We start from the raw sequence: 26,535 nt of genomic DNA, 5'->3' as shown, positions 1-26,535 counted from the left end.
AACCCGCAGCAGGACGCGACGGAGCCGGTTGGGTGGCGCGTAGCATGGATCACGCGCGTTTTTTACGAAGGAGCCTTTTATGCGTAAACTTCTCACCGCCGGTATCGCCGCCGCGTTGATCGTTCCGGCCAGTTTGTCCTTTGCTGGTGGGCCTGAGGATGTGGTCAATGCCCGTCTGGGCTATTACCGCCTGCTAGGTCTTGAAATGGACGGGCTGGCTGCGATGGCCAAGGGCGAGGCCGAATATTCCGCCGAGGCCGCGCAGGGCCATGCCGCGAATATCCAGACCCTGACCCAGTATAATCCGGGCGGCTTGTTCGCCCCGGGCACCTCGAACGCCGATCTGCCGGGCAAGACCCGTGCGCTTCCGGCGATCTGGGAGAATTTCCCGAAGGTCGGTGAGAAGGGGGCAGCCTTCCGCGCGGCCGTGGCCGAGCTGAACGCGGTGGCGGGCAACGGGCTTGACGCGCTGCGACCCGCAGTCGGCAAGCTGGGCGGCACCTGCAAAGCCTGCCACGACGATTTCCGCGCGACGGATTACTAAGGCATGGCCGGAGAGCAAAATACCGCAACGGGCGCCAAGGCGCCTGTTGCAGCCCGCTCGGTTGCGCTGTGGGATCCTGTGGTGCGCCTGTTTCACTGGGCGCTGGTTCTGGCCTTTTTTGCGGTCTGGTTTCTGGGGAAATTCGGACCTGATCAGATGACACTGCATTTCTATGCAGGCTATGCGGTCGGCGGGCTGGTTCTCTTGCGGCTGATCTGGGGCATTATCGGTCCCGCGCCTGCGCGGTTCACCAGTTTCGTGCGCGGCCCGAAGGCGGTTATGGCCTATGCGCGGCACCTGCCTGCGCGACGCCCTTCGAACACGCTGGGGCATAATGCGGTCGGGGCTTTGTTCGTGGTTGGTATCCTTGCGGTGCTTGTGGTGCAGGTGACAACCGGCCTGATTGGCGACCCCGAGGATTATGTGAACACGGGGCCGCTGGCGGATTACGTCGCGATTGAAACCTCGCGCACGGCACTTAGCCTGCACGAGCTTCTGGGCAATCTGGCGATGATTATGGTGATCGTTCATATCGCCGCCATCGGGTTTTACCGCCGCTGGAAAGGCGAGGATCTGGTGACGCCGATGATTACCGGCAAAAAGCAGATCCCCGCCGAGACCGACTAAGACCCAAGGCGCCCGCAAGTCGGGCGCTTTTCACATCTGGACGCGGGCTGGGCGCGGCGATACTCCTCGGGGATGAATGCAGAGCTTCCCCATACGCCCGACGCGCGAGGCCACCATTTCAAAGCGGTGCTGGCGCTTGGCCTTCCTCTGATCGGCTCGAACGTCGCGCAGATGCTGGTGCATGTGACCGATACGGTCATGCTGGGCTGGTATGGTGTGACGGAGCTTGCCGCCGGAGTTCTTGCGACGGGCGTCTTTTTCTTCATGTTCCTTCTGGGCAACGGCTTTGCGATGGCGGTTATGGGGCGCGTCGCGGCGGCCCTTGGCGCGGGCGATGATACGCAGATGCGGCGCGATACGCGGATGGGGATCTGGCTGTCGGTGCTGTTCGGGCTGGCGGCATTCCCGGTCTTCTGGTTCGCGGACCCGATCCTGCGCGTGCTTGGCCAAGAGGCGGAACTGGCCGCACTTGCGCAAGAGTATTTGCGGATCAACTGGATCGGACTGCCTGCCGCGCTGATCGTGGCGACGCTGAAAAGCTACCTCGCCGCGCAAGAGCGCACCCGCGTTGTTTTGTGGATCACGCTGTTCGGGGTGGCGCTGAATGCGCTGATGAACTGGGTTCTGATCTTCGGCAACTGGGGCGCGCCCGAGCTTGGCCTGCGCGGGGCTGCGATTTCCTCGGTGGGGGTGTCGGTGGCCAGCGCCGTGATGACCGCGATCTATGCCGCGCGCGCACGCGGGATGGAGCATGTCGAGCTGTTCACCCGGTTCTGGCGCCCCGACTGGCCAGCCTTTATGGCGGTGGCGCGGATGGGGTTGCCGATTGGTCTGGCGACGGTGTTCGAGGCAGGGATGTTTCAGGCCTCGGCCCTGATGATGGGCTGGATCGGCGTGGTCGAGCTTGCCGCCCACGGGATCGCGCTGGAGCTCGCCTCGCTGACCTTCATGGTGCATCTGGGCTTTTCCCATGCCGCGACCGTGCGGGCAGGGCGGGCGCTGGGCGCGCGCGACGGAGAGGGGCTGCGCAAAGGCGCGGTGGCGGCGATTGCGCTCTCGATCGGCTTTGCGGTGGTGACGGTTTCCGCGTTCCTGACGCTGCCGCGCCCCTTGGTCGGCCTGTTTCTGGATCACGACAACCCGCAAGCCCCCGCTATTCTGGCGCTTGGGATCAGCCTTCTGGCGGTGGCGGCGCTGTTCCAGTTCGTCGATGCGCTACAGGTGATTACGATGGGGCTGTTGCGAGGCGTGCATGATACGCGCGTGCCGATGTGGGTTGCGGGCGCAAGCTATTGGCTGGTCGGCGTGCCCGCGAGCTATGCTTTGGCCTTTGTCGCGGGGTTCGGCGCGCAGGGGCTTTGGCTTGGGTTGGTGGCGGGGCTGGCCTGCGCGGCGGGTTTGCTGATGTGGCGGTTCTGGCACCGCGACTGGGTCGCCTAAGACCCATCGCCCCGCAGCAGCCGGTCGGCCTTTTTGCGCACCAGAACCGAGCGCAGGTCGTGCATGGCCATCAACAGATCGTCCGTCACCTCGTCAAGCTGCGCGTCTGTGGCCTTGGCCTGCGCCCATTGCGTCGTAAGGTTCATATAGTCCACCGCGCGGCGAATGTCGTCGATGTCGCGCTCCGCCAGAATGGCAATGCGCTGTTCCATCCAGGCGCGGATCGCCTCCATCTCGTCATGCGACAGATCGCGGTTGCCCTGCGACTTGATCTCGCCGTTCTTGACGTTGACGACAGCGATCTGGTCCATCTCGATCCGCCGCTGGCGGTTTTCGGTATCTACGCGAAAAACAGCGGCGCCGTTCTCGCGCACGCGAAAATAAAACTCCGGCAGATCGCCCGACATACTCGCCCCCAAATCATTCGGGCCTTCGCGGCCCTTATTTCAGCCCCCGGCAGAAGGCTTTGATCCGCGCGCAGGCATCCTCCAGCGCGGCATCGGATGTAGCGTAGCTGATGCGGAAGTTCGGGGAAAGCCCGAAGGCCGAACCGAACACCACCGCGACGCCGGTTTCCTCCAGAAGCGCGGTCGCGAAGGTTTCGTCATCGGTGATTTTTGTGCCGCCTGCCGAGGTCTTGCCGATCAACGCCTCGATCGAGGGATAGACGTAGAAAGCACCCTCCGGCGTCGGGCAGTCGATGCCGGGGCAGTCGTTGAGCATCCGCACCACCAGATCGCGGCGGCGCTGAAAGGCCACGCGCGAGGCCGTCAGATAGGACTGGTCGCCGTTCAGCGCCTCGACCGCCGCCCATTGGCTGACCGAGCAGGGGTTCGAGGTGGATTGCGACTGCATCTTGCGCATCGCGGCGATCAGCGGTTGCGGCCCCGCCGCATAGCCGATCCGCCAGCCGGTCATCGCATAGGCCTTGGAGACGCCGTTGACGGTCAGCGTGCGCTCATACAGCGCAGGCTCTACTTGCGCGGGCGTGCAGAAGGTGAATCCGTCGAAGGCAAGGTGCTCATACATATCGTCGGTCATCACCCAGACATGCGGATGACGCATCAACACATCGGTCAGGGCTTTCAGTTCGGCGTGCGAATAGCCCGCGCCCGAAGGGTTCGAAGGCGAATTGAACAGGAACCACTTGGTTTTCGGCGTGATCGCGGCCTCCAGCGCCTCGGGGCTGATCTTGTAGCCGCGCGCCTTTTCGCCCTGCACGAACACGGGCGTGCCGCCGCCGATCAGCACCATATCGGGATAGCTGACCCAATAGGGCGTGGGGATAATCACCTCGTCGCCGGGATTGAGCGTTGCCATCAGCGCGTTGAACAGAACCTGCTTGCCGCCCGACGAGACCGAAACCTGTTCGGGCGAATAGTCCAGCCCGTTCTCGCGCCGGAACTTGGCGCAGATCGCGGCCTTCAGCTCGGGGATGCCGTCGACGGCGGTGTATTTCGTCTTGCCCGCTGCAATCGCGGCAACAGCAGCATCCTTGATATTCTGCGGCGTGTCGAAGTCCGGCTCGCCCGCCGAAAGCCCGATGATGTCGCGGCCTTGCGTCTTTAGCTCGGCGGCCTTGTTGGTCATCGCGATCGTCGGTGACGGCTTCACGCGGGCAAGAGTGTCGGAAAGAAAGGCCATGGCGTCGCGCCCCTGTTTGTATCTTCTCGCTCAATCTCTTAGGCTTGGGACGATGCACGATCAAGCGGAACGGAGGACGCGATGAGCGAATGGTACGATCCGGCGCAGGCCACTTTTGGTGACAGGCTGGCAGGCGCGCGTGAGACAGCGGGGCTGGATCAAGAAGAACTGGCACGGCGATTGGGCGTGCGACTTGAGACCTTGCAAGGCTGGGAGGAGGATCTGGCCGATCCCCGCTCGAACCGGCTTCAGATGCTGGCGGGGCTTTTGAATGTCTCGTTGATGTGGTTGCTGACCGGCGAAGGCGAGGGGCTTGACGGACCGCCCGGACAGGTGGCAGAGCCGATGCCAGTCAGTGCGACCATCGCCGAAATCCGTGAAATCCGCTCGGTTCTGGAAGAACTGGATGCGCGGCTCGGGCGGCTGGAGCGCAAGTTGCAAAGCGGAGAACAGGCATGAGCGAGCCTCATGAGGCACGGCTGAAGCGGATGAAGATGCGCGCGTGGCGGCGCGGGACCAAAGAGATGGACCTCATCCTTGGCCCCTATGCCGATACGAATCTCGAAGGGATGGATGCGGCCAAGCTCGATCTTTTCGACGCGCTTTTGGAAGAATACGATCAGGATCTCTATCCGTGGGTTTCGGGCACGCGTCCGTGCCCGCCGGAATATCTGGATTTCCTGACCGAGATCGCTGAATTCGCGAAAACGCGTCACGGCACCGCATAAGCTGCGCCTGAAAAACGACCTGCGTCCGGGCAATCCGTCCGGCGCGGTTTTTTTTTCAGGCGGTTCTCATTTGCAGAAAAATGTCAAAACCGAGTCGTGCTTAACCGAACCTTCGTTTTTTCCCGCAAAACGGTCGTGGGAAGCGAGTTGTTCGGAGAGGCTTATGGTTTTGCAGACCCCAGTAACGGAAGCAATTGTCCCCGCGACGCATGCGGGGATTATGTCCGGCTATCTTGATGCGCTGTCTCTCGTCGAGCGGCTTCACAGGCTGCTTCTTGATGTCATCAAGGACGAGTTTGAGCGACTTGCCATTCTGGATATCAATCCGGTTCAGGCGCTGTTGCTGTTCAATATCGGTGACAACGAGGTCACCGCAGGAGAGCTGAAATCCCGAGGGTATTATCAGGGATCGAATGTCTCCTATAACCTGAAAAAGCTGGTGGATGGCGGCTTTATGCACCACCAGCGATGCGAGGTCGACCGCCGCTCGGTGCGCGTGCGATTGACGCCGAGAGGGCAGAAAATCCGCGATGTCGTGGCTGATCTGTTCGCGCGCCATGCCAAGGGTATGGAAGATCGCGGCGTGATTACCTTCGCCATGATGGACGAGGTCACCAGCACCCTGCGCCGGATGGAGCGGTACTGGTCCGATCAGATCCGCTATATCTATTAACCCCGCGCGAGGCGACGTCGGGTCGGCCTTGCGTGCGCGTGCGGCAGTGTGTTGGATGGGCTCAGCCAAGGGTAAGGGGGAGGCTGTCCATGCGCGTCGTTCGGATCGTTTTGCGGGTCGTGTTGCTGCTGACATTACTGGCAGGGGCGGCGGCCGTCTGGAAGCGGGATGAGATTTCTCGGCTTCTGGCAGTTAATTCGCTCTTCGCCCCCGAGAATATCGTCGCGAATTTCTCGTCGATGCCCACGCTCTTTTTCCACCGCACGCTGGACCGGGGGGAGGCAAAACCAATGCCTTTGCCGGAGGGCGGCGATATTACGCTTCCCGCAGGGGTCGATGACTGGATCGAGCGTCGGGCCGTTACCGCGATGGTCGTCTTGCAAGACGGTCGTCTTGTGCATGAGCGCTACTTCCGCGGAACCTCGCCCGAAGATTTGCGGATCAGCTGGTCGGTCGCGAAATCGGTTCTTTCTGCCCTGTTTGGCGTCCTGCATTCGGATGGCACAATTCCCGACCTGAAAGAACAGGTTACCAAATTCGCCCCGCTGCTTGTCGGGTCCGCCTATGACGGGGCGACGATCCATGATGTGCTGACCATGTCGTCGGGCGTGGCCTTCAACGAGGATTATTTCGACTATAATTCAGACATTAACCGGATGGGCCGCGTGCTGGCTTTGGGGGGCGCTCTGGATGAATTTGCGGCCTCTTTGAAAGAGCGCGCGACGCCTCCGGGCAGCCATATGCATTATGTCTCGATCGATACGCATGTTCTGGGCATGGTGATCAAGGGCGCGACGGGCAAAGATCCGGCCGAGTTGATGTCAGACCGGATTGTCAAACCCCTTGGCCTCGAGGCCGCGCCGGTCATGCTGACCGATAGCGGCGGCACGTCGTTCGTTCTGGGTGGGCTGAACCTGCGCACGCGGGATTATGCCCGCATCGGCCAGATGTTCTTGCAGCTTGGTAACGGCATGGGGCAGCAGATCGTGCCGCAGGAGTGGGTGCAGGCCTCAACCCGGCTGCAGGCGCCTGGTGGGGCGGGCTATGGCTATCAGTGGTGGGTGCCCAAAGACACGGCCGCGCACGGAAACGACTATTTCGCCCACGGGATTTACGGGCAGTATATCTATGTGAACCCCGAGGCGCGCATGGTGATCGCGGTAAATTCGGCCGATCTTGGGTTCCGCGAAGACGGGGTGGACGACGAAAACCTTGCTATGTTGCGGGCGATCGCTCAGGCTGGATAGCACCAGTCAGGGGAGGGCGCGCATGGAAAAACTGCCAGCCGTCAATGTTCTGGGCGGGGTGCTGGAGCCTTGCTCGATGTCGCCGCGCACCGGATTTTTCCGTGATGGCGCGTGCAATACCTGCTGGGAAGATCAGGGGAGCCACACAGTCTGCGTCGTGATGACCAAGGAATTTCTTGTCTGGTCCAGCTATGTCGGTAACGACCTGACGACTCCGCGCCCCGAGTTCGGCTTTACCGGATTGCAACCGGGTGATCGCTGGTGCCTGTGCGCGGGCCGGTTTCTTGAGGCGCATGACGAAGGTTGCGCCCCGCAAGTTGTCCTGGATGCCACGCATGAGCGCGCGCTGCGCGTTGTCTCGCTCGAGGTATTGCGGGATTACGCGCTTCGCTAGGCAACAGGTGTCCAGAGCACATCGTCGATGCGCGGCGCGCCGGTCGCCAGCATCACCAGCCGATCAAAGCCAAGCGCGATGCCCGAGGCTGGCGGCATGAAGGCCAGCGCGGCGAGAAAATCTTCGTCCAGCGGGTAACGTTCGCCGTAGACGCGCTCTTTTTCGTCCATTTCCGCGATGAAACGGCGGCGCTGTTCGGCTGGATCGGTTAATTCGCCAAACCCGTTCGCAAGCTCGATGCCGCAGGCATAGACCTCGAACCGCTCTGCGACGCGGGGGTCATCGGCGGCAGGGCGCGCCAGTGCGGCCTCGGCGGCGGGGTAGCGGTCCAGCATGGTCGGGCGTCCGTGGCCCAGATGCGGCTCGACCCGCTCGACCAGAACTTTCGAGAGCATATCCGACCATGTATCGTCATCCGACAGGCGGAAACCCTGCGCCGCGCATTGGGTGCGCAAGGCGGCCGCATCGGTCGCGCCCCCCGCGCCGCAGGTCGCCAAAAGATCTATCCCCGCGTGGCGCGCAAACGCCTCGGCCACGCTCAGGCGTTCGAAGGGGGCGAAGGGATCGCAGGTTATGCCTTTGTTTTGCAGCGTTTTTGCGCCCGTCGCGGTCGCCGCGATTTGCAAAAACGCCGCGCAATCCTGCATCAGAACGGTATAATCCTCGCCCGCGCGATACCATTCGAGCATGGAGAATTCGGGGCTGTGGGTGGGGCCGCGCTCACGGTTGCGCCAGACATGCGCGAAGGCCGCGATCCTCGGCTCGCCCGCCGCCAGCAGCTTTTTCATCGCAAATTCGGGCGAGGTATGCAGATACATCGCGCGCGGGGAGCCGTCATGGCCGATGGCCTCGGTCGCGAAGGCGTGTAAATGGGCCTCGTTGCCGGGGCTGACCTGAAGCGCGCAGGGGTCGACCTCGATGAAGTCGCGCTCTGCCAGCCAGCCACGAATGCTCGCCTGAATCCGGTTGCGGGCCAGCAACAGCGGGCGGCGGTCGGCGTGGCGCGAGGGGTGCCACCATTGGGTTTCGTGCATCTTCGATGGCTTTCCGGCTGGAAATTCGCTTTCAGATGGTTTAGGCGCAAGCCAGCCCGGGCGCCAGTGCCTGAGACACCCTATTTCGCAAGGATAAAGACCCATGGCCAAAGTGATCGCCTCGCAGCTTCGCAAGGGCAATGTCGTCGAGATCGACGGCCACCTCTATGTCGTGCTGACCGCCCAGAACTTCCACCCCGGCAAGGGCACGCCTGTGACCCAGGTTGACATGCGCCGCATTTCGGATGGCACCAAGGTCTCCGAGCGCTGGAAAACCACCGATGGCGTCGAACGCGCCCACGTCGAGGAAAAGGAATACGACTTCCTTTATGACGACGCCGAGGGTTTCCACTTCATGGAACCCGAGAGCTATGAGCAGATCGCCGTGACCGAGGATGTGGTCGGCGACGCCAAGGTCTTCCTGCGCGATGGCCTGCGCGTCTGGATCAAAACGCATAACGACGTCGCCATCGCGATCGAACTGCCGCAGAAGGTTGTGGTCGAGGTCGAGGAAACCGAGCCGGTCGTCAAAGGCCAGACCGCGTCCTCGTCCTACAAGCCGTCGACCTGCACCGGCGGTATCCGCGTGATGGTTCCGCCGCATATCGACGTCGGCACGCGTATCGTCATCATGACCGAAGACTATTCCTACGTTGAGCGTTCGAAGGAGTAATCCTTCCGCCCATGACAAAGACAAAGGCGCCCCTTCGTGGGCGCCTTTTTCGTTGCTGGACCATCGGGCCGCTTTCGCCCATGCTGCGCGCCAGTCAGGGAGGACAGGATGTCAGACAGATTTGCGCGCTACCCCAGCCTTGCGGGGAAAACCGTTCTGGTCAGCGGCGGGGCTTCGGGGATCGGGGCCGAGATGGTCACGGGCTTTGCATCCCAAGGGGCGAAGGTGGGCTTCATTGACTTCAACGCCGAGGCCAGCGCCGATCTGGTCGCGCGGACCGAGGGGCGCATCGCCTATCAGGTGGCGGACCTGCGCGACATCAATGCCCTGCGTGGCGCGATTGAGGCGCTGCGGGCCGAGCTTGGCCCCTTCGACGTGCTGGTGAACAACGCCGCGCGCGATGATCGCCACGACTGGCGCGATGTCACTCCCGAGTTCTGGGACGAGCGGATGCAGACCAATCTGCGCCATATGTTCTTTGTAATTCAGGCGGTTGCGCCGGATATGATCGCGAAGGGCGGCGGCTCGATCATCAATATGGGGTCGAACAGCTGGTGGGAAGCAGGCGGCAATTTTCCGGCCTACACCACCGCCAAGGCCGCCGTGCACGGATTGACGCGCACGATGGCGCGCGACCTTGGGCAGCACCGTATCCGTGTGAATACGGTCGTGCCGGGCTGGATCATGACCGAGCGCCAGAAAGAGCTATGGACCACCCCCGAAGCTCTTGAAAAGCACCGCGCGCGGCAATGCCTGCCGGATCTGATTGATCCGGTCTATGTGGCGCGGATGGTGCTGTTTCTGGCCTCGGATGACGCGGCGATGTGCAGCGCGAATAACTATATGGTCGAGGCCGGTTCGATCTGAAATAAAAGCGCCCCTCGGGGCGCTTTGTCAGGTCTTGCGGACGCGGATCACAACGTCGATCCGCGAAATCTCGGTCCCTTCGGGGGGCGTGGGGATCGAGGTCAGTTCCAGCTCTTCGGGGGGCGCATCCGACAGGCGGTTTTCGTCTTCCCAGAAGAAATGCGGGTGGTCGTCCATCCGCGTGTCGAAATAAGACCGCGTCCCGTCGACGGTGATCTCGTTCATCAGCCCCGCCTCGCAAAACGCCTTGAGCGTATTGTAGACGGTCGCCAGAGAGACCTTTTCGCCCGAATTATGCGCGGCTGCAAACAGGCTTTCGGCCGTGACATGCCGATCCTTGCCGTCGCCGACAAGAAGCGTGGCCAGCGAAAGGCGCTGGCGCGTCGGGCGCAACCCCCCTTGGGACAGCCACTTCTGGCCGCGAGTCTGTTCGAGCGTCATCATTTCTGTAGTCTCCCTGCGGCATATATGCACTGTCGCGGCCAGATTTTCAATGCGTTTTGGCTGATTTGCCGAGGCATAGAGAAGGGCAATCACTTGCGCCTGCGCGGGCGCGGGTGCTAGAGGAGAACAAACAGACACCTCTGGGGGAACTCTCATGGCATCCTATCCGACGAGCTTCGGGAAAGAAGATCTGCTCAAATGCGCCCGTGGCGAGTTGTTCGGGCCGGGGAACGCCCAGTTGCCCGCGCCGCCGATGCTGATGATGGACCGGATCACCGAGATTTCGTCGGATGGCGGCTTGCATGGCAAAGGCCATGTCGTGGCCGAGTTCGACATCACGCCGGACCTGTGGTTCTTTGATTGCCATTTCCCCGGCAACCCGATCATGCCCGGCTGCCTTGGTCTTGATGGGCTGTGGCAGCTCACCGGCTTTAACCTTGGCTGGCGCGGCTGGCTGGGGCGTGGCTATGCGCTTGGCGTGGGTGAGGTCAAACTGACCGGCATGGTGCGGCCCGACCGCAAGATGCTGACCTACAAGGTCGATTTCACCAAAGCCGTGCAAACCCGTCGCCTGACGATGGGGGTTGCCGACGGTATTGTAGAAGCCGACGGTGAGGTTATCTACATGGTCAAGGACATGAAGGTCGCTCTCTCCGAGAGCTGATCCCAGCATAAAGACAGGAGGCTCCTATGCGGCGCGTCGTTATCACAGGTCTGGGCGTTGTTTCGTCCATCGGCAATAATGCGGCTGAAGTCACGGCCAGCCTGCGTGCGGGCAAATCGGGGATCGTTTTCGCCCCCGACTACGCCGAGCACGGCTTCCGCAGTCAGGTGCATGGCCTGCCGAAAATCACTCTTGAGGACCACATCGACAAGCGCAACCTGCGCTTCATGGGGCCGGGGGCTGCCTATAACTTCATCGCGATGGAGCAGGCGATTGCGGATGCGGGGCTTGAAGAGGGCGATGTCTCGAACGAGCGCACGGGCCTGATCATGGGCTCGGGCGGTCCGTCGACCTCGAACTTCTTCTCGGCGTTCGATACGGTGATCAACAAGGGCTCGCCCAAGCGGATGGGGCCGTTCATGGTCACCCGCTGCATGAGTTCCACGAACTCGGCTTGCCTTGCAACGCCGTTCAAGATCAAGGGCGTGAACTACTCGATCACCTCGGCGTGCTCGACCTCGGCGCATTGCATCGGCAACGGTGTCGAGCAGATCCAGATGGGCAAGCAGGACATCGTTTTTGCTGGCGGCGGCGAAGAGCTTGACTGGACGCTCTCGTGCCTGTTCGACGCGATGGGCGCGATGTCGTCGAAATACAACGATGCCCCCGAAACCGCAGCGCGCGCTTTTGATGCGACCCGCGACGGGTTTGTGATTGCGGGCGGCGGCGGCGTCGTGGTGCTGGAAGAACTGGGTCATGCGCTTGCGCGCGGTGCGAAAATCTACGCCGAAGTCACCGGCTATGGCGCGACCTCGGACGGCTATGACATGGTCGCCCCCTCGGGTGAGGGCGGCGAGCGTTCGATGCGTCTGGCGCTGGCAACCCTGCCCGAAGGCCGCAAGATCAGCTACATCAACGCGCATGGCACCTCGACGCCGGCAGGCGACGTGACCGAGGTTCAGGCCGTTCGTCGCGTCTTTGGCGAAGGCAATGTGCCGCCGATCTCGTCGACCAAGTCGCTGACCGGCCACTCGCTTGGGGCGACCGGCGTGCACGAGGCGATCTATTCGCTCCTGATGATGGAGGGTGGTTTCATTACCGCCTCGGCCAACGTCAAAGAGCTGGATCCCGCGATCAAGCCCGAGGAAATTGCGACCGAACTGCGTGAGAATGTCGCGTTTGACTCGGTTCTGTCGAACAGCTTCGGTTTTGGCGGCACCAATGCGACGCTCGTCATGAGCAAATATAACGATTGATCTTCAAGGGGTTGGCAAAATGGCTGGCTTGATGAACGGAAAGCGTGGCATCATTATGGGTGTCGCGAACGAGCGCTCTATCGCATGGGGCATCGCGAAAGCGCTGGCCGATGAGGGGGCAGAGCTTGCCTTCACCTATCAGGGGGAGGCCTTTGGTAAGCGGGTCGAGCCTTTGGCCGCGTCTGTCGGCTCCAGCCTGCTGGTCGATGTGGATGTGACCAATGAAGCTTCGCTCGACGCGGCTTTCGAGAAGGTTAAATCCGAGTGGGGCACGATCGACTTTCTGGTCCACGCGATTGCCTTTGCCGACAAGAACGAACTGGCGGGCCGCTTCAAGGATACGGGGCGCGACAACTTCAAGACCGCGCTGGAAATCTCGTGCTACTCGTTCATCGACGTGTCGCGCCGTGCGGCGGAGTTGATGCCCGAGGGCGGCTCGCTGATCACGCTGACCTATGGCGGGTCGAACCGTGTGACGCCGTTCTACAATGTGATGGGTGTCGCCAAGGCCGCGCTGGAAAGTTCGGTCCGGTATCTGGCGAACGACCTTGGCCCCGATGGCATTCGCGTCAACGCGATCTCGCCGGGGCCGATGAAGACGCTGGCGGGCGCGGCCATTGGCGGTGCGCGCAAGACCTATCGCCACACTGAATCCAATGCGCCCTTGCGGTCAAACGCGACGCTGGAATCGGTGGGCGGCACGGCGGTTTACCTCTGCTCGGACTACGGCGCCTTCACCACGGGCGAGATTGTCCGCGTGGACGGCGGCTTCCACGTTCTGGGTATGCCGCAATCCGACAATATCTGACGCCTGTAACACGGCGTATGAAAGGGGTCTTTCGGGGCCCCTTTTTTCGTGCCACCATTCCGGCAAGGGAGGATCTGCGATGACCATCAAACTTGCTGTTTTCGACGCCTATGGCACGCTGTTCGACGTGGATGCCGCCGCGCGTGCGTTGGCCGCTGATGATGCGCGTCTGGCCGAGGTTTGGCCGAAGCTCGCCTTCGACTGGCGCCGCAAGCAGCTTGAATATTCATGGCTGCGCGAGGTGATGGGCGAGTATGTCGATTTCTGGCAACTTACGCGCGACGGGCTGGATTGGGCGATGGAGGCGCAGGGGATCGACGATCCGGCGCTGGCAGAACGCCTGATGGGGCTTTACCGCGAATTGCCCGCTTACCCCGAGGTGTCCGCGATGCTGGATGCGCTTGGTCATCGGGGGATCGGGCGGGCGATCCTGACCAATGGCGCGCCTGAAATGGTCGAGGCCGCGGTTCATGCGGCGGGGATCGGGCATAGCCTTGACGATGTCATCTCGGTCGCTCTGGTCAATCGCTATAAGCCCGCGCAGGCGGTTTATGACTTGGTCGAGACGCGGACGGGATGCAAGCCGCACGAGGTTTTGTTTGTCTCGTCAAATGGTTGGGATGCGGCGGGGGCATCGCGGGCGGGATTTACCGTTGCCTGGGTGAACCGCGCGGGCCTGCCGCTTGAGCGGTTGCCGCACAAGCCCCGCCATATCCTGCGCGATCTGTCCGGCGTGCCTGCGTTGATCTAGTCGCCCTTGCCGAGTTCCCGCCGTAGCCGCGGGGACTCGCGCTGGAAGCCATCCGCATCACCGAAATCGCAAAACTCGCCATAATAGGCGTGCGGGCCTTTGATGCGTCGGGCGTGCTTGATCGGGCACCAGTATTTCTCGGTTCGGGCAGAGACCTCGCGCACATAAGAGGCGACGCCGTTGCCATAGCTGCAATAGAGACAGTTGAATTTCTGGATGCCGTTCAGATAGGCAAGCTGGTGCCGGTCAAAGACAATGTGATCCGAGCGCTTGACGCGCGCGATGCCGTAGATCGGGAAACAAATCCGCTGGTAAAGCGTGACCCAGAGGTCGATGACCGCAAAGGGAATGGCGACCGAATAGATCACCGGCGCGCTAAGAATAACGGCGGGGCGGGTGCGGCGCAGGAACCGCCAAAGCCCGATCCGCACGCGCCGATGCGCGTCTTTCACGCCTTCCTCAAAGACAATCCTGCCGCGTTCAAGCCGGTATTGCATCTCGGCGCGGCGCCTGTCCCATTCGGCCTCGATCTGGTTTTCCAGCTCGCTCAGCCGTGCCTGTAGTTTTTCCAGCGTATCAGACATTGTTTGCCCCCGATTTTTGCTTAAGGTGAGGCAAATTCCGCCTGTCGCCAAGGAGTGAATATGCCAGCCTACCAATATTTTACCGCGAAAGACGGGGCGAAGCTGGCCTATCTGGACGAGGGCGATGGGCTGCCGGTGCTGGCGCTTGCAGGGCTAACGCGCACGGTTGAGGATTTTGATTATGTCGCGCCGCATCTGGCTGGCGTGCGGCTGATCCGGATGGATTACCGCGGCAGGGGGGCATCGGAATGGACGGGTGCGGCAAGCTATACCGTGCCGCAAGAGGCAGAGGATGCGCTGGCGCTGCTCGATCACTTAGGCATTGAAAAGGCAATGGTTCTGGGCACCTCGCGGGGCGGGTTGATCGCGATGTGGCTGGCCGCGACGGCGAAAGAACGGTTGATGGGAGTGTGTCTGAACGATGTTGGCCCCAAGCTGGAGCGGCGCGGCCTCGAGGCGATTTTCGACTATATCGGACGCAATCCGGCGGCAAAAACCTATTCGGAACTGGCGGCCAAGCTGCCCAGCCTGATGATCGGGTTTGACAAGGTTCCGGCCGAGCGCTGGCTGGACGAGGTGCGCCACCACTATCTCCAGACCGAGAACGGGCTGAAGATCAACTACGATCCCGCGCTGCGCGAGAGCTTTCTGGCGGCGTTTCAGGGCGATGATATACCTGAAGCCTGGCCCCTGTTCGAGGCCTTGGCCGGGTTGCCGCTGGCTCTGATCTGGGGGATGAATTCGGGGCTTCTGTCGCGCCAATCCGTTGAAAAGATGCAGGAGTTGCGCCCGGATATGGTTCTGGCGCAGGTGCCGGACCGCGGGCACATCCCCTATCTGGACGAACCCGAGGCGTTGGCGGCAATCCGTAGCTGGATAGTGCTGGCGGCTTAGCGTTTGCGAAGCAGTTCGCGCAGGGTGCAGGCGGGCGTGCCCTCAAGCGGGCGGCGCGAAACCTCGATCCAGTCGACCTCGGCGAAGTTCGGGAAAAAGGCGTCCGCGCCCTCGATGGTCAGATCGACCTCAGTCACTAGTAACCTGTCGGCAAGCGGTAACATCTCGCGGTAGATGCTTTCGCCGCCCATGCCGTAGAGCCGCTGATAGCCCTCGGCGTAGCAAAGAGAAACGGCTTCGGACACGCTGCCGACGACATGATCGGTGAGCGTCTTGTTGCGGGACACAACGCAATTAAACCGGTTTTTCAACGGCTTGAACGGCAGGCTGTCCCATGTCCTGCGTCCCATGATGACCGCGCCGCCCGTGGTTTCGCGCTGAAACATCTTCAGGTCTTCGGGCGAGTGCCACGGGATGTCATTGTCCTTGCCTATGGCGCCATTGGCAGCGCGGGCGACGATAAGGGTCAGCATGGGTTACACCGCGATAGGGGCTTTGATCGTCGGGTGCGGATCGTAGCCGGGGAACGAGAAATCCTCATAGCGGAAGTCGAAGAGATCCTCCACCTTGCGCGCAATCTCAAGGCGCGGCAGTGGGCGCGTGTCGCGCGAGAGCTGCGTTTTGACCTGATCGACGTGGTTCAGGTAAATATGCGCGTCGCCGATCGAGTGCACGAAATCACCAGGCTCATAGCCCGTGACCTCGGCCAGCATGACCAGAAGCAGCGCGTAAGAGGCAATGTTGAACGGCACGCCAAGGAACATATCGGCGGAGCGTTGGTAAAGTTGCAGGTGCAGCTTGCGGCCGATAATGCGGACCTGCCAAAGCGTGTGGCACGGCGGCAGCGCCATCTGCGGCACATCGCCCGGATTCCACGCGGAAACGATCAGCCGACGGCTGTCAGGGGTCTTGCGGATGGCCTCGACCAGATCGGTGATCTGGTCAACCTCACCCAGCAAGAGCTTCGCTTGCCCGTCATCGCCGATGGTCTGCGTAAGTTTCGGGAAATGCCGCCATTGATGGCCATAGACGGGGCCAAGATCGCCATTTTCATCGGCCCATTCGTCCCAGATCGACACGCCGTTTTCTTGCAGATAGCGAATATTTGTGTCGCCCGAGAGAAACCAGAGCAACTCGTGGATGATCGAGCGCAGGTGCAGCTTTTTGGTGGTCACCAGCGGAAAGCCGTCCGCCAGTGAATAGCGGCATTGCAGCCCGAAATAGGACAGCGTGCCGGTGCCAGTGCGGTCGCTCGATTCGACCCCGTTCTCAAGCACCGTCCGAAGCGCGTTCAGATATTGCTGCATTGGAGCCTCCGTATTGGGACTTCCATATATGGAAGGAAAAACTCGCCGATCCCCAAGATAGCGTGTTTCAGGGTGGGTTGCCAACACCTGTAAGCTGGTTTCCAGGGGGTGCGCAATGTAAATACCCAGGCCCATGGCGCTCGTCTGAAACCGGATCAAACGCAAAGTCTCTTGTCATGCCCGCAGGGGTGGGCATGAATGGCATCGCCTATAGGAGGATCGGAAATGTCCAGAAATTCGTATGATAATGGCCGGTTGAACCTGCCATTTGTTGGAATTTGCACATTCGGCAAGTATCCTTATGTCGAGAATTGGGATGCAATCGAGGCCGATGTCGCGGTGATGGGGGCGCCGTTCGACTTTGGGGCGCAGTGGCGGTCGGGCGCGCGGATGGGACCGCGATCCGTGCGGGAGGCGTCGACGCTGTTCGCCTTTGGGCACGGCGGGGCGTATGATCACGAAGACGATGTGACCTATCTTGAGGATGTGCGCATCGTCGATATTGGCGACGCGGATATTGTCCATACCGACACGTTAAAAAGCCACGCGAATATAGAGTTTGGCGTGCGTAAAATCCTTGCGGCGGGTGCGTTGCCGGTGGTTATCGGGGGCGATCACTCGGTCAATATCCCCTGCATCAACGCCTTTGACGACCAAGGGCCGATCCATATCGTGCAGATCGACGCGCATCTGGATTTCGTGGACGAGCGCCACGGCGTGCGCTTTGGTCACGGAAATCCGATGCGGCGCGCGGCCGAGAAGCCCTATGTCACGGGGCTAAGCCAGATTGGTATCCGCAATGTCTCGTCCACGGCGAAAGACGGGTATGAGGCGGCGCGGGCGATGGGCTCGGATATTCAGTCAGTGCGGCAGGTGCGCAAGATGGGGATCGAGGCGATGCTGGAACGCATTCCGGCGGGCGCGCGCTACTATCTGACCATCGACATCGACGGGTTCGACCCCTCGATCGCGCCCGGAACCGGCACGCCAAGCCACGGCGGGTTTCTGTATTACGAGGTGCTGGAGCTGATCGACGGTCTGGCGAAACGCGGCGAGATCGTCGGCATTGATCTGGTAGAGGTCGCCCCCGATTACGATCCGACCGGGGGCACCTCGATTTTGGCGGCGCAGTTGTTGCTTAACACCATCGGGCGGGTGCTGCACCAGCGCAAGCTGCGCTAAAGGTGTAGCGCGTGGCCCAGGGCGCCAAGCGCGGCCTCTTGAAAGGCCTCGCTGCGGGTTGGGTGGGCGTGGATCGTGGCGGCGATGTCCTCTAGCCGCGCGGCCATTTCGATGGCCAGGGCGAACTCGGATGATAGTTCGGCGATGCCCGCGCCCACGCCATGCACGCCCAGAACCATATGGGTGTCTTTGCGCGCCACGACCTGCACGAAACCGTCCTCGCGTTCGGTCGTCAGCGCGCGGCCGCTGGCCTGAAACGGGAAGCTGCCCGAGATCGTCTCGATGCCCGTTTCCCGCGCGGCCTCTTCGGTAAGGCCAACCGAGACGACCTCGGGGTCGGTGAAGCACACCGCCGGAATGCAGCGTTTGTCCCAGGCGCGCGGCAGGCCCGCCAGAAGTTCGGCCACCATCTCGCCCTGCGCCATTGCGCGGTGCGCCAGCATTGGCTCGCCGGTGATGTCGCCAATCGCATAGACCCCGCGCATCGAGGTGCGGCAGGTGTCGTCGATCTTCAGGTATGGTCCCGCGATTTCCAGCCCCAGTTCGGCAAGACCAAAGCCGGTCAACACGGGGCGGCGACCCACGGTAACCAGCACCTTGTCCGAGGCAATTTTCTGCTCGGCCCCGTCGATCTGCGCGACCAGTGCCTTGCCGTCGTCCGACATCCCCAAGGCGCGCGCGTCCAGATGCAGCGTCACTCCCAGATCTTTCAGGCGCTTTTGCACGGGCTTCGAAAGCGCGGAAGGGTATTGCGGCAAGAGCCGGTCCGCGGCCTCGATGATCGTGACTTTCGCGCCCAGTTTCGCGAATGCCGTGCCGATCTCCAGCCCGATATAGCCGCCCCCCACAATCGACAGGCGCTTGGGCAACGCGCGCAGTGACAGCGCCTCGGTCGAGGAAATCACCTTGCCGCCAAAGGGCAGGAACGGCAGTTCAACCGGCACCGATCCGGTTGCCACAACGATATTCTCGGCCTTGATCCGCTGTGTCCCCGCCTCGGAGGTCACGTCCACCGTCTTGCCATCGGCAAACCGCACGTGGCCCGTGACAAGCCGGACACCCGCCTTCTTCAATAGCCCCGCAACCCCGTGGTTGAGGCGCGCGACGATCCCGTCTTTCCAGTCGATGGTTTTGCCCAGATCATGCGCCGGGTTCGACAGGGATAGCCCCAGCGGGCTGCCCTTGGCGATGGAGGTCAGACGCTCAAATTCATCCGCCGCATGGATCAGCGCTTTGGACGGAATGCAGCCGATATTAAGGCACGTTCCCCCCGGCGGGCGGGCGTCTACGATGATCGTATCAAGGCCAAGCTGGCCCGCGCGGATGGCGCAGACATAGCCCCCCGGACCCGCGCCGATCACCAGTAGTTTGCAAGTCAGGTCACGCATCGGTCAGTCCTCGACAAAGATCAGCGCCGGAGTTTCCAGCAGGGTTTTCAGGCGGTTGACGAAAAGCGCCGCGTCGTAACCGTCGATCACGCGATGGTCGAAGCTACACGAAAGGTTCATCATCTTGCGCGGCACAAAGCCGTTGCCATCCCATTGCGGGCGGATCGCCATCTTGTTCACGCCAACGATGGCCACCTCGGGGTGGTTGATGATCGGTGTCGTGACGATGGCGCCCAAGGGGCCAAGCGAGGTGATGGTGATCGTGGACCCCGACAGTTCCTCGCGCTTGGCTGAACCGTCACGCGCGGCCTCGGACAGGCGCGCGATTTCCTCGGCTGTGGCCCAAAGGGACAGCGTCTCGACGTGGCGCAGCACCGGCACGACAAGCCCCTTGTCGGTCATCGTTGCGATGCCCGCATGAACGGCGCCGTAACGGCGCACGACGCCCGCATCATCGTCAAAATGCGCGTTCATCTGCGGCAGCTCGCCCACCGCGCGCACCAGCGCCGAGGTGATGAAGGGCAGAACCGTTAGCTTGGGCCGCGCGCCGCGATTATCGTTCATTTTTGTGCGAAGAGCCTCAAGATCGGTGACGTCGACCTCTTCGACAACGGTAATGTGCGGGATGCGCGTGTTCGCCAGCGACATGCGGTCCGCGATCTTGCGGCGCAGGCCGATGATCTTTTCCTCCTGCATATCGGTGCGAGGTGCGCGCGCCGAGCTACGCCCGGTTCCGGGGGGCGGAGTGGCGATGGCATTGTCCAGATCCTCGTGCGTGATCCGCCCGCCCGGACCCGAGCCATTCAGAAGCCGCAAATCAACGCCAGCCTCCCGCGCACGGGCGCGCACGGCGGGGGCTGCGATAACTTGCGAGGCATCGGGCAAAGGCGAGGCCAGATGCGGCACATGCGGACGCGGGGTGGCCGGTGCAGCGGGGGGCGGCGCAGGTGCGACCTCTTCGACGATGGCGGTCTCGGGGGCAGGGGCGGGCACATCGGCCTCGGTCTCGATGCGGATCAGGGGGGAACCCACCGGCATATGCTCGCCAATATCGCCGCCGATCCAGACCACCTTGCCGTCGCAGATCGAGGGAATCTCGACCGTGGCCTTGTCTGTCATCACGGCAGCCAGAACATCATCCTCGCGCACCACATCGCCGACCTTCACATGCCATTCGACAAGCTCGGCCTGCGTGATGCCTTCGCCGACGTCGGGAAGCTTGATTTCGATCGTTTTCATTCAGGCCTCCATCGTTTCGATTAGCGCGCGCGCCACGCGGGCGGGGCCGGGGAAATAGTCCCATTCCTGCGCGTGCGGGTAGGGCGCGTCCCAGCCGGTGACGCGGGCAATTGGTGCCTCCAGATGGTAGAAGCAGGCCTCTTGCACCTCGGCGATAAGCTCGGCGCCAAAGCCGCTGGTGCGGGTGGCCTCGTGGATGACAACGCAGCGGCCGGTTTTCGCGACCGAGGCGACGATGGTGTCGCGGTCCAGCGGCAAGAGGCTGCGCAGGTCGATGATCTCGGCGTCGATGCCGGTTTCGCGCGCTGCCGCCTCGGCGACGTAAACCATCGTGCCATAGGCCAGAATGGTAAGCGCCGATCCGGCGCGGCGGATCTCGGCCTTGCCAAGGGGGATGGTGTAATGCCCCTCGGGCACCTCGCCCGCCGGATGGCCTGCCCAACCCGAGGCCTTCGCCTCGTGGTGGCCGTCAAAGGGGCCGTTATACAGTCGCTTGGGTTCAAGAAAGATCACGGGATCGGGTTCCTCCATCGCCGCGATCAAAAGCCCCTTGGCGTCATAGGGCGTCGAGGGTTGCACGACCTTCAGCCCGGCCACATGGGTAAACAGCGCCTCGGGACTTTGGCTGTGGGTCTGGCCGCCGAAAATGCCGCCGCCTGTGGGCATGCGGATCGTGATCGGACAGGTGAAATCCTCGTTCGAGCGGTGACGGATACGCGCGGCTTCCTGCGTGATCTGGTCATAGGCGGGAAACATATAATCCGCGAACTGAATCTCGACGCAGGGGCGCATCCCGTGCGCGGCCATACCAATCGCCATGCCGACAATCGCGCTTTCGTTGATCGGCGTGTCGAAGACGCGCTCGATGCCGTATTTGTCCTGAAGCCCCGCCGTGCAGCGGAAGACGCCGCCGAAATAGCCGACATCCTCGCCGAAAATGACGGTGCGCGGGTCGCGCTCCAGCATCACATCCATGGCCGAGCGGATGGCTTCGATCATTGTCATGCGTGCCATGTTAGAACCCCATTTCCTGACGCTGCCGCCGCAGGTGCGGGGGCATGTCCTTGTAGACGCCTCGGAAAATCTCGGCGGGTGAAAGCGGTTGCGGGTTGACGAAAGTGCCGTGGCTCTCGACCTCTTTTTGCGTCGCGATCACGGTATCAAGGATCTCCGCCTCGACCTGTGCGTGCCGCCCGTCCGACCAGATGTCCTTGGTCGCAAGGTGCTGGCGCAAACGGTCAATCGGGTCGCCAAGAGGCCATGCCGAGGCCTCTTCTTTCGAGCGATAGGCGGACGGGTCATCCGAGGTGGAATGCGCGGCTGCGCGGTAGGTCAGCCATTCGATGATAACGGGCCCATGCCCGCCGCGCGCCCGCGCAATCGCCCATTTCGAGGCGGCCAGAACGGCAAGGTAATCGTTCCCGTCCACGCGGATCGCAGGCAGGCCGTAGCCGATAGCGCGGTCCGCGAAAGTTGCCTCGCCGCCGCCTGCAATACCGGAGAACGACGAAATCGCCCATTGGTTATTGACGATATTCAGGACGACGGGCGGGCGGTAGACCGCCGCCGAGACCAGCGCCGAATGAAAGTCGTTCGAGGCCGTCGCCCCATCGCCAATCCAGCCCGCCGCAATCGCGCTCTCGCCACTGAGCACCGCCGCCATCGCCCAGCCGACCGCCTGCGGATATTGCGTGCCAAGGTTGCCCGAGATCGAGAAGAACCCATATTCGCGCGCCGAATGCAGGATCGGCAATTGCCGCCCCATCAGCGGATCTTTGCGGTTCGAATAGACCTGCCCCATCAGGGTTTCGAGTGGATAATCAGCGGCCACCAGCAGCGATTGCTGGCGATAGGTCGGGAAGTTCATATCGCCCTTGGACAGCATCCGCTGGAAGCCGCAACCAATAGCCTCCTCGCCGGTGCATTGCATGTAGAACGAGGTCTTGCCCTGACGCTGCGCGTTCAGCAGGCGCCGGTCAATGGCGCGGATCGTCAGCATGTCGCGCATCCCGCGGATCAGTGCCTCGTCGTCGCCCGCCTGACCCAGATAGTCGGCCCAGGGGCCAACCGCGCGCCCCTCATCGTCAAGAACGCGCACAAGCCCGTTCGCATAATCCCACGCGGCAGCCGAGGTCAGGTCCAGAGGCGGCACGGGCAGGGCGCCTGCGGGCGGGATCACCAGATCCGAGAAATCCGGCGGTTCTCCGGGGCGGCTTGGCGGGGTCGGAAAACGGAGCTTCATGGGTGCGTCCCCTTACAATGATGAGCGGAGTCAGGGCGCGGGGTTGCCTGCGCCCTGTGCCAGACGACACTCTTCAATATAGTGCGAAACGCGGCGGTTGCCGGAAATGGGGCGTGGGAAGCAGTCATGGCGGCATGTGCTTTCGGCTTGAGAACGAGGTCGGAAACGGCGCCCGGGCTCCTCTTCCCGGATAAGCCAAGCTTGTCACGGTCTGCGCAAAAGAGGCTTTCGAAGTTTGCGAATTTTGCGAGTATTGAAGAATATGGTTTTGAGATATTTAATTCTGGCAGAATTATATTTTGCAATATAGGTAAGCTTCTTTAACCTTGTTTTGGGGATCGAATGGACAGCATCGACCTGAAGATACTGCGTGAACTGGTGAAGGACGGACGGATTTCGAATAACCGCCTCTCCGAGAAGGTGGGGCTTTCACCAAGCCCCTGCTGGCAGCGCCAGCGTCGGCTCGAGGAAAGCGGGGTGATCCGTGGCTATCAGGCAATCATCGACCAAGAGGCGATGGGCGCGCCGGAAACAGCGCTGATCGAGGTGTCATTAGACAGGCACGGGGGCTATCGGCTTGAGCAGGTCTGCGAACAGATCGCCGCCTTCCCCGAGGTGCTGGAGGTGCATATCACCTCGGGAGAGTTCGACTGTTTCGTGAAGGTCGCCGTCAGCAGCACGCGCGGCTACGAGGAATTTCTGCGCGAGAAACTTTACACGATCCCGCACATCCGCGCGTCGCGCTCGGCTTTCTCGCTGCGTTGCTTCAAGAACGAGCTGTCCTATGTGCCGTGAAAAAGCCCCGCCGGCGGGAGCGGCGGGGCTTGGAGATCCGTGTCAGAACAGAACCGATGGCAGCCAGAGCGCGATTTGCGGGAAAATCACAACTAGGGCGAGGCCAAGGATCTGCAAGGCCACGAAGGGCAGCGCCGAGAGGTAAATATCGGTAATCGTTACCGAAGGCGGCGCAACCGAACGCATATAGAACAGGTTATAGCCAAAGGGCGGTGTCAGATAGGCCGACTGCATCGACAGCACAAACAGCACCGCAAACCATGTGGTGTCGAAGCCAAGAGAGCGCACGATCGGCACGAAAATCGGCACGGTGATGAAGATGATCGCGAAATCATCAAGGAACATCCCCAGCACGAAATAGACCGCCAGCATCGCGACGATCACGGCCATCGGGGCGACATCGAAATCCTCGATCACCTCGCCAACCACGGCGCCCGCGCCAAGGCCAACATAGATCTTCGAAAAGAACACCGCCGTCAGCGCGATCCACATCAGCATCCCCATCAGCTTGGTGGTGGAAAGCATGACATATTTCAGCATGTCCCAATCAAGACGCCTGCGCAGGGCTGCGATGATTAGTGCACCAAAGGCGCCGATGGCGGAGGCCTCGGAGGGCGAGGTCACGCCGCCGATAATGCAACCCAGAACCGTCGTTACCAGAAGGCCCGGCGCAATTAGGAAGCGCAGCGATTTCAGTTTCTCGATGCCGCTCACACGCTCCGCCGCAGGGGCGGGCGGGCCCATTTCCGGGCGCAGGCCGCAGCGGATCAGGATATAGGCGATATAGATCGCTGCCAGCATCAACCCCGGTATCACGCCCGCCGCAAACAGCTTGCCGACCGAGTCGCGCGAAAGAAACGCGTAGATGATCATCAAGACCGAGGGCGGGATCAGGAACCCGAGCGCGCCGCCTGCCATGATCGTGCCGGTCACAAGGCGCTTGTCATAGCCGCGCTTGAGCATCGAGGGCAGGGCGATGATGCCAAGCGACACCGTCGCCGCCCCCGACACGCCCGCCATTGCCGCGATCAGCGCGCAGATCAGCACAGTGCCGATGCCAAGGCCGCCGGGCAATCCGCCCATCAGCTTGTGGATCATCGCAAACAGGTCGTCGGTGATGCCTGAACGCTCCAGCACCAGCCCCATAAAGATGAACAGCGGTAGCGACACGAGCAGGAAGTTATCCATCGCCCCGTAGGTCGAGGCGACCAGCAGATCCAGCCCGCCCGGCCCGAACATCATATAGGCCGCGCCTGCGCCCGAGATCATCAGGGCAAAGGAAAGCGGTGCGCCAAGGATCATCAGCACCAGCATGGATGCGAACATGATCGCGGTAATCGTCATGGGATCGAGATCGGCCATGAAGTCCTCCTGTCTGGCACGCCTTGGCGTGCGTCAGGTGAAAGGGTAGGGTCAGGCGCGCGGCGCGAGACCCTCGTCCGAGGCGCCGAACATGCGCATCGCGGCGCGGATCAGCTCGGCCAGCACTTGCAGCATCAACAGCCCGACAGCGAGCGGCATGACCGCCTTGAACGGATAGATCGGCGGCTGCCAGGTCGAGCGGGCCGAGAACTCTTTTGCGGCCCATGAAGTCGCGGCAAAGTCGACGGCCATCTGGAAAAAGACCCAAAGCACGACAAGCGTGATCGCGAAAACGATGACATCGCAAAGCGCCTGCATCCGCGGCGGCATGAGGCCGTAGATCACCTCGGAGCGCACATGGCCTTGATGGCGCAGCGTATAGCTGCCCGCCAGAATGCAGAACGCGCCGTAAAGCATCGTTGACAGCTCATGCGCCCAGATCGTGGGGGCGGACAGGAAATAGCGCGCCGCGATTTCCCACACGAGCGCGCCGATCATGATGAGCGTGAGCCACGAAACGGCCCGCCCGACAAAGTCGGACAGGCCATCTTGTGCCACGAGATACCGGGCAAGAATGCTCACTTCAGGCGACCCTGCGCCTTGGCGTTCTCGACCAGAATGCCGATTGCGGCGGCGTTGCGCTCGGATTTGGCGGCTTCTTCCTGCCACACGCTTTGCGCAGCTTCCGTCAGGCGGGCCGAGCCTTCCGCCGGCAGGGTGGCGAAGGTGAAAATGCTCTGATCGCCCGCTTCGATGATCGCGTTATTGCCGTCTTCGAGCCATGCGTGGATGTCGGCGGCGTATTGGTCGATCGCCTCTTGCAGGACGGCGCGGTTCTTCTCGGACAGGCTTTCCCAGGTTTTCGGGTTGGCGATGATCGTATCGGTCCAGCCCGGGTTGAGCATGTTGAGGAAGGTGTAATGCGTCGCCACCTCGTTCAGCTTGAGCTGTTCGTATTCAACCGGCCCGCCATAAATCGCGCCGTCTATAACGCCCGTGGACATGCCGATATAAAGCTCTTGTGCAGGCAGATAGACGGTCGGAATATCAAAGGCTTGCAGCACTTTTGCGACCTGACCCGTTGCGCGGATCTTCATCGACTTCAGGTCATCCAGGCTGGTGACGGGCTTTTTCGTCAGCAGGTCGTAATCCGAACCATAGCCGCGCCCGATCAGCGTCACGCCTTGCTCGGTGTAGGCATCGCTCAGCAGTTTCGCGAAGGTTTCGTTCTCGAAGATGGCGGTGGCTTCGTCTTTCGAGGTCCAGAAGCCCGGCAGCCCCGCCTCGATGTTGCCCATGTCGACCATGCCCGGCCAGTAGCTGCCAACGCCGTAGGCCACGTCGATCGAGCCTTTCGAGACCGCGTCGACAAACTGGTCCGAAGCGACAAGCTCGCCGCCACGGAAATACTGGATCTTCAGCTCGCCACCTGAGTTTTCCTCGACCGCCGCGCGGAATTTTTTGGCGATACCGTCGATCTCGGTGCCGTAGAAGGTGTGGAACCGGATGCGGGTCGTGTCTGCCAGGGCGGCGGTGCCAAGCAGAAGGGTCGCGGCCAGTCCGGTGGCGATCTGTCCGAGGGTGCGTTTCGAAATCATGGTCTCTCTCTCCCGTTTCGATATACCTCTCCGGTCGCGAAAGTCGGGCTTTCACGTTGAAGTGGTATGGATGTGTGCAGAAATTCCGGTCTCCCGGCTGCCCCTGCGATTGCGTCAGGCGTGCCTTTGCCGCGCCAGAGCGCCGCTGGA

Annotated in this window: 31 protein-coding genes; 17 read left to right on the top strand and 14 right to left on the bottom strand. The window is 61.9% G+C overall.

The genetic code is table 11. The features are described 5' to 3' along the window. The first annotated feature begins 79 nt into the window (after positions 1 to 79). From RYZ20_RS09085 to RYZ20_RS09075, 3 genes are all read left to right on the top strand, one after another. Positions 80 to 544: a c-type cytochrome gene (locus RYZ20_RS09085; RefSeq protein ID WP_317672644.1), complete on the top strand. Its 465-nt coding sequence runs from the start codon at positions 80 to 82 to the stop codon at positions 542 to 544. Between the two features lie 3 nt (positions 545 to 547). Continuing rightward, complete coding sequence (locus tag RYZ20_RS09080) at positions 548 to 1,171, top strand: cytochrome b/b6 domain-containing protein (RefSeq protein WP_317672642.1); 624 nt, start codon at positions 548 to 550, stop codon at positions 1,169 to 1,171. A 72-nt stretch (positions 1,172 to 1,243) separates the two neighbouring features. Continuing rightward, positions 1,244 to 2,611 (top strand): MATE family efflux transporter, encoded by a 1,368-nt coding sequence (locus RYZ20_RS09075; RefSeq protein ID WP_317672640.1) that lies wholly within the window; start codon positions 1,244 to 1,246, stop codon positions 2,609 to 2,611. Here the strand turns inward: RYZ20_RS09075 and RYZ20_RS09070 are convergent. Both RYZ20_RS09070 and RYZ20_RS09065 read right to left on the bottom strand, forming a co-directional pair. Next, positions 2,608 to 3,018 carry a hypothetical protein gene (locus RYZ20_RS09070; protein WP_317672638.1) on the bottom strand — a complete coding sequence of 137 codons (411 nt, stop codon included), beginning with the start codon at positions 3,016 to 3,018 and terminating at the stop codon, positions 2,608 to 2,610. The two genes, RYZ20_RS09075 and RYZ20_RS09070, sit on opposite strands and share 4 nt — an antisense overlap. Before the next feature lie 34 nt (positions 3,019 to 3,052). Continuing rightward, on the bottom strand, positions 3,053 to 4,255 hold the full coding sequence (locus RYZ20_RS09065) for a pyridoxal phosphate-dependent aminotransferase (protein ID WP_317672636.1): 1,203 nt from the start codon (positions 4,253 to 4,255) through the stop codon (positions 3,053 to 3,055). A gap of 81 nt (positions 4,256 to 4,336) precedes the next feature. Here RYZ20_RS09065 and RYZ20_RS09060 point away from each other — a divergent pair, with 81 nt between their 5' ends. From RYZ20_RS09060 to RYZ20_RS09040, 5 genes are all read left to right on the top strand, one after another. Further along, entirely contained in the window at positions 4,337 to 4,714 is a 378-nt protein-coding gene (locus tag RYZ20_RS09060; protein WP_317672634.1) for a helix-turn-helix domain-containing protein, read from the top strand. Continuing rightward, positions 4,711 to 4,983, top strand: a complete 273-nt coding sequence (locus RYZ20_RS09055; protein WP_317672632.1) for an FAD assembly factor SdhE — start codon at positions 4,711 to 4,713, stop codon at positions 4,981 to 4,983. The genes RYZ20_RS09060 and RYZ20_RS09055 overlap by 4 nt, the downstream gene beginning before the upstream one ends. Before the next feature lie 163 nt (positions 4,984 to 5,146). Next, positions 5,147 to 5,656 (top strand): MarR family winged helix-turn-helix transcriptional regulator, encoded by a 510-nt coding sequence (locus RYZ20_RS09050; protein ID WP_411572344.1) that lies wholly within the window; start codon positions 5,147 to 5,149, stop codon positions 5,654 to 5,656. Positions 5,657 to 5,745: 89 nt separating this feature from the next. Then, complete coding sequence (locus RYZ20_RS09045; RefSeq protein WP_317672630.1) at positions 5,746 to 6,903, top strand: serine hydrolase domain-containing protein; 1,158 nt, start codon at positions 5,746 to 5,748, stop codon at positions 6,901 to 6,903. Between the two features lie 22 nt (positions 6,904 to 6,925). Further along, the gene (locus tag RYZ20_RS09040) at positions 6,926 to 7,297 is read left to right on the top strand and encodes a DUF2237 family protein (RefSeq protein ID WP_317672628.1); all 372 of its coding nucleotides are present in this window, start codon (positions 6,926 to 6,928) and stop codon (positions 7,295 to 7,297) included. Here the strand turns inward: RYZ20_RS09040 and epmA are convergent. After that, a complete protein-coding gene (gene epmA / locus RYZ20_RS09035) occupies positions 7,294 to 8,331 on the bottom strand; it encodes an EF-P lysine aminoacylase EpmA (protein WP_317672627.1) in 1,038 nt (345 codons plus the stop codon). The two genes, RYZ20_RS09040 and epmA, sit on opposite strands and share 4 nt — an antisense overlap. Before the next feature lie 103 nt (positions 8,332 to 8,434). Between epmA and efp the strand changes: the two genes are divergently transcribed. Then, complete coding sequence (efp, locus tag RYZ20_RS09030) at positions 8,435 to 9,004, top strand: elongation factor P (protein WP_317672626.1); 570 nt, start codon at positions 8,435 to 8,437, stop codon at positions 9,002 to 9,004. A 108-nt stretch (positions 9,005 to 9,112) separates the two neighbouring features. After that, complete coding sequence (locus tag RYZ20_RS09025; protein WP_317672624.1) at positions 9,113 to 9,871, top strand: SDR family NAD(P)-dependent oxidoreductase; 759 nt, start codon at positions 9,113 to 9,115, stop codon at positions 9,869 to 9,871. A 27-nt stretch (positions 9,872 to 9,898) separates the two neighbouring features. On the opposite strand, the gene irrA is transcribed toward RYZ20_RS09025, so the two are convergent. Further along, positions 9,899 to 10,315: an iron response transcriptional regulator IrrA gene (gene irrA / locus RYZ20_RS09020; protein ID WP_317672622.1), complete on the bottom strand. Its 417-nt coding sequence runs from the start codon at positions 10,313 to 10,315 to the stop codon at positions 9,899 to 9,901. Positions 10,316 to 10,469: 154 nt separating this feature from the next. On the opposite strand from irrA, the gene fabA reads away from it, so the two are divergent. From fabA to RYZ20_RS09000, 4 genes are all read left to right on the top strand, one after another. Then, positions 10,470 to 10,979: a bifunctional 3-hydroxydecanoyl-ACP dehydratase/trans-2-decenoyl-ACP isomerase gene (fabA, locus tag RYZ20_RS09015; RefSeq protein ID WP_317672620.1), complete on the top strand. Its 510-nt coding sequence runs from the start codon at positions 10,470 to 10,472 to the stop codon at positions 10,977 to 10,979. 26 nt (positions 10,980 to 11,005) lie between these two features. Then, on the top strand, positions 11,006 to 12,235 hold the full coding sequence (gene fabB, locus RYZ20_RS09010; protein WP_317672618.1) for a beta-ketoacyl-ACP synthase I: 1,230 nt from the start codon (positions 11,006 to 11,008) through the stop codon (positions 12,233 to 12,235). A 19-nt stretch (positions 12,236 to 12,254) separates the two neighbouring features. After that, complete coding sequence (locus RYZ20_RS09005) at positions 12,255 to 13,043, top strand: enoyl-ACP reductase FabI (protein WP_317672616.1); 789 nt, start codon at positions 12,255 to 12,257, stop codon at positions 13,041 to 13,043. A 79-nt stretch (positions 13,044 to 13,122) separates the two neighbouring features. Beyond that, on the top strand, positions 13,123 to 13,794 hold the full coding sequence (locus tag RYZ20_RS09000; RefSeq protein ID WP_317672614.1) for a haloacid dehalogenase type II: 672 nt from the start codon (positions 13,123 to 13,125) through the stop codon (positions 13,792 to 13,794). Here RYZ20_RS09000 and RYZ20_RS08995 read toward each other — a convergent pair. Continuing rightward, positions 13,791 to 14,378: a hypothetical protein gene (locus RYZ20_RS08995; RefSeq protein WP_317672612.1), complete on the bottom strand. Its 588-nt coding sequence runs from the start codon at positions 14,376 to 14,378 to the stop codon at positions 13,791 to 13,793. The genes RYZ20_RS09000 and RYZ20_RS08995 overlap by 4 nt on opposite strands. 60 nt (positions 14,379 to 14,438) lie before the next feature. On the opposite strand from RYZ20_RS08995, the gene RYZ20_RS08990 reads away from it, so the two are divergent. Then, a complete protein-coding gene (locus RYZ20_RS08990; protein ID WP_317672610.1) occupies positions 14,439 to 15,272 on the top strand; it encodes an alpha/beta fold hydrolase in 834 nt (277 codons plus the stop codon). On the opposite strand, the gene RYZ20_RS08985 is transcribed toward RYZ20_RS08990, so the two are convergent. Continuing rightward, a complete protein-coding gene (locus RYZ20_RS08985) occupies positions 15,269 to 15,745 on the bottom strand; it encodes a dihydrofolate reductase (protein WP_317672608.1) in 477 nt (158 codons plus the stop codon). The two genes, RYZ20_RS08990 and RYZ20_RS08985, sit on opposite strands and share 4 nt — an antisense overlap. Positions 15,746 to 15,748: 3 nt before the next feature. Further along, entirely contained in the window at positions 15,749 to 16,579 is an 831-nt protein-coding gene (locus RYZ20_RS08980) for a thymidylate synthase (RefSeq protein WP_317672606.1), read from the bottom strand. A gap of 225 nt (positions 16,580 to 16,804) precedes the next feature. Between RYZ20_RS08980 and speB the strand changes: the two genes are divergently transcribed. Then, positions 16,805 to 17,761 carry an agmatinase gene (gene speB, locus RYZ20_RS08975; RefSeq protein WP_317672605.1) on the top strand — a complete coding sequence of 319 codons (957 nt, stop codon included), beginning with the start codon at positions 16,805 to 16,807 and terminating at the stop codon, positions 17,759 to 17,761. Here speB and lpdA read toward each other — a convergent pair. Genes lpdA through RYZ20_RS08955 form a run of 4 tightly spaced genes read right to left on the bottom strand, consistent with a single transcriptional unit; the run spans position 17,758 to position 22,630 of the window. Continuing rightward, positions 17,758 to 19,149: a dihydrolipoyl dehydrogenase gene (lpdA, locus tag RYZ20_RS08970; RefSeq protein ID WP_317672604.1), complete on the bottom strand. Its 1,392-nt coding sequence runs from the start codon at positions 19,147 to 19,149 to the stop codon at positions 17,758 to 17,760. The genes speB and lpdA overlap by 4 nt on opposite strands. Positions 19,150 to 19,152: 3 nt before the next feature. After that, entirely contained in the window at positions 19,153 to 20,388 is a 1,236-nt protein-coding gene (locus RYZ20_RS08965; RefSeq protein ID WP_317672603.1) for a dihydrolipoamide acetyltransferase family protein, read from the bottom strand. Continuing rightward, entirely contained in the window at positions 20,389 to 21,402 is a 1,014-nt protein-coding gene (locus RYZ20_RS08960) for an alpha-ketoacid dehydrogenase subunit beta (protein ID WP_317672602.1), read from the bottom strand. A gap of 1 nt (position 21,403) precedes the next feature. After that, positions 21,404 to 22,630 carry a thiamine pyrophosphate-dependent enzyme gene (locus RYZ20_RS08955; protein ID WP_317672601.1) on the bottom strand — a complete coding sequence of 409 codons (1,227 nt, stop codon included), beginning with the start codon at positions 22,628 to 22,630 and terminating at the stop codon, positions 21,404 to 21,406. A 342-nt stretch (positions 22,631 to 22,972) separates the two neighbouring features. Here RYZ20_RS08955 and RYZ20_RS08950 point away from each other — a divergent pair, with 342 nt between their 5' ends. Beyond that, positions 22,973 to 23,425 (top strand): Lrp/AsnC family transcriptional regulator, encoded by a 453-nt coding sequence (locus tag RYZ20_RS08950; RefSeq protein ID WP_317672600.1) that lies wholly within the window; start codon positions 22,973 to 22,975, stop codon positions 23,423 to 23,425. A 42-nt stretch (positions 23,426 to 23,467) separates the two neighbouring features. On the opposite strand, the gene RYZ20_RS08945 is transcribed toward RYZ20_RS08950, so the two are convergent. Genes RYZ20_RS08945 through dctP form a run of 3 tightly spaced genes read right to left on the bottom strand, consistent with a single transcriptional unit; the run spans position 23,468 to position 26,385 of the window. Continuing rightward, entirely contained in the window at positions 23,468 to 24,787 is a 1,320-nt protein-coding gene (locus tag RYZ20_RS08945; protein WP_317672598.1) for a TRAP transporter large permease, read from the bottom strand. 51 nt (positions 24,788 to 24,838) lie between these two features. Further along, entirely contained in the window at positions 24,839 to 25,369 is a 531-nt protein-coding gene (locus RYZ20_RS08940) for a TRAP transporter small permease subunit (RefSeq protein ID WP_317672596.1), read from the bottom strand. Continuing rightward, a complete protein-coding gene (gene dctP / locus RYZ20_RS08935; protein WP_317672594.1) occupies positions 25,366 to 26,385 on the bottom strand; it encodes a TRAP transporter substrate-binding protein DctP in 1,020 nt (339 codons plus the stop codon). Before dctP ends, RYZ20_RS08940 begins: the two co-directional genes overlap by 4 nt. Between the last annotated feature and the right edge of the window lie 150 nt (positions 26,386 to 26,535).

Origin of the sequence: Pseudothioclava alba (assembly GCF_033100795.1) — a bacterium.
GTDB lineage: Bacteria > Pseudomonadota > Alphaproteobacteria > Rhodobacterales > Rhodobacteraceae > Pseudothioclava.
This window is presented reverse-complemented; position numbering and strand designations above follow the sequence as displayed.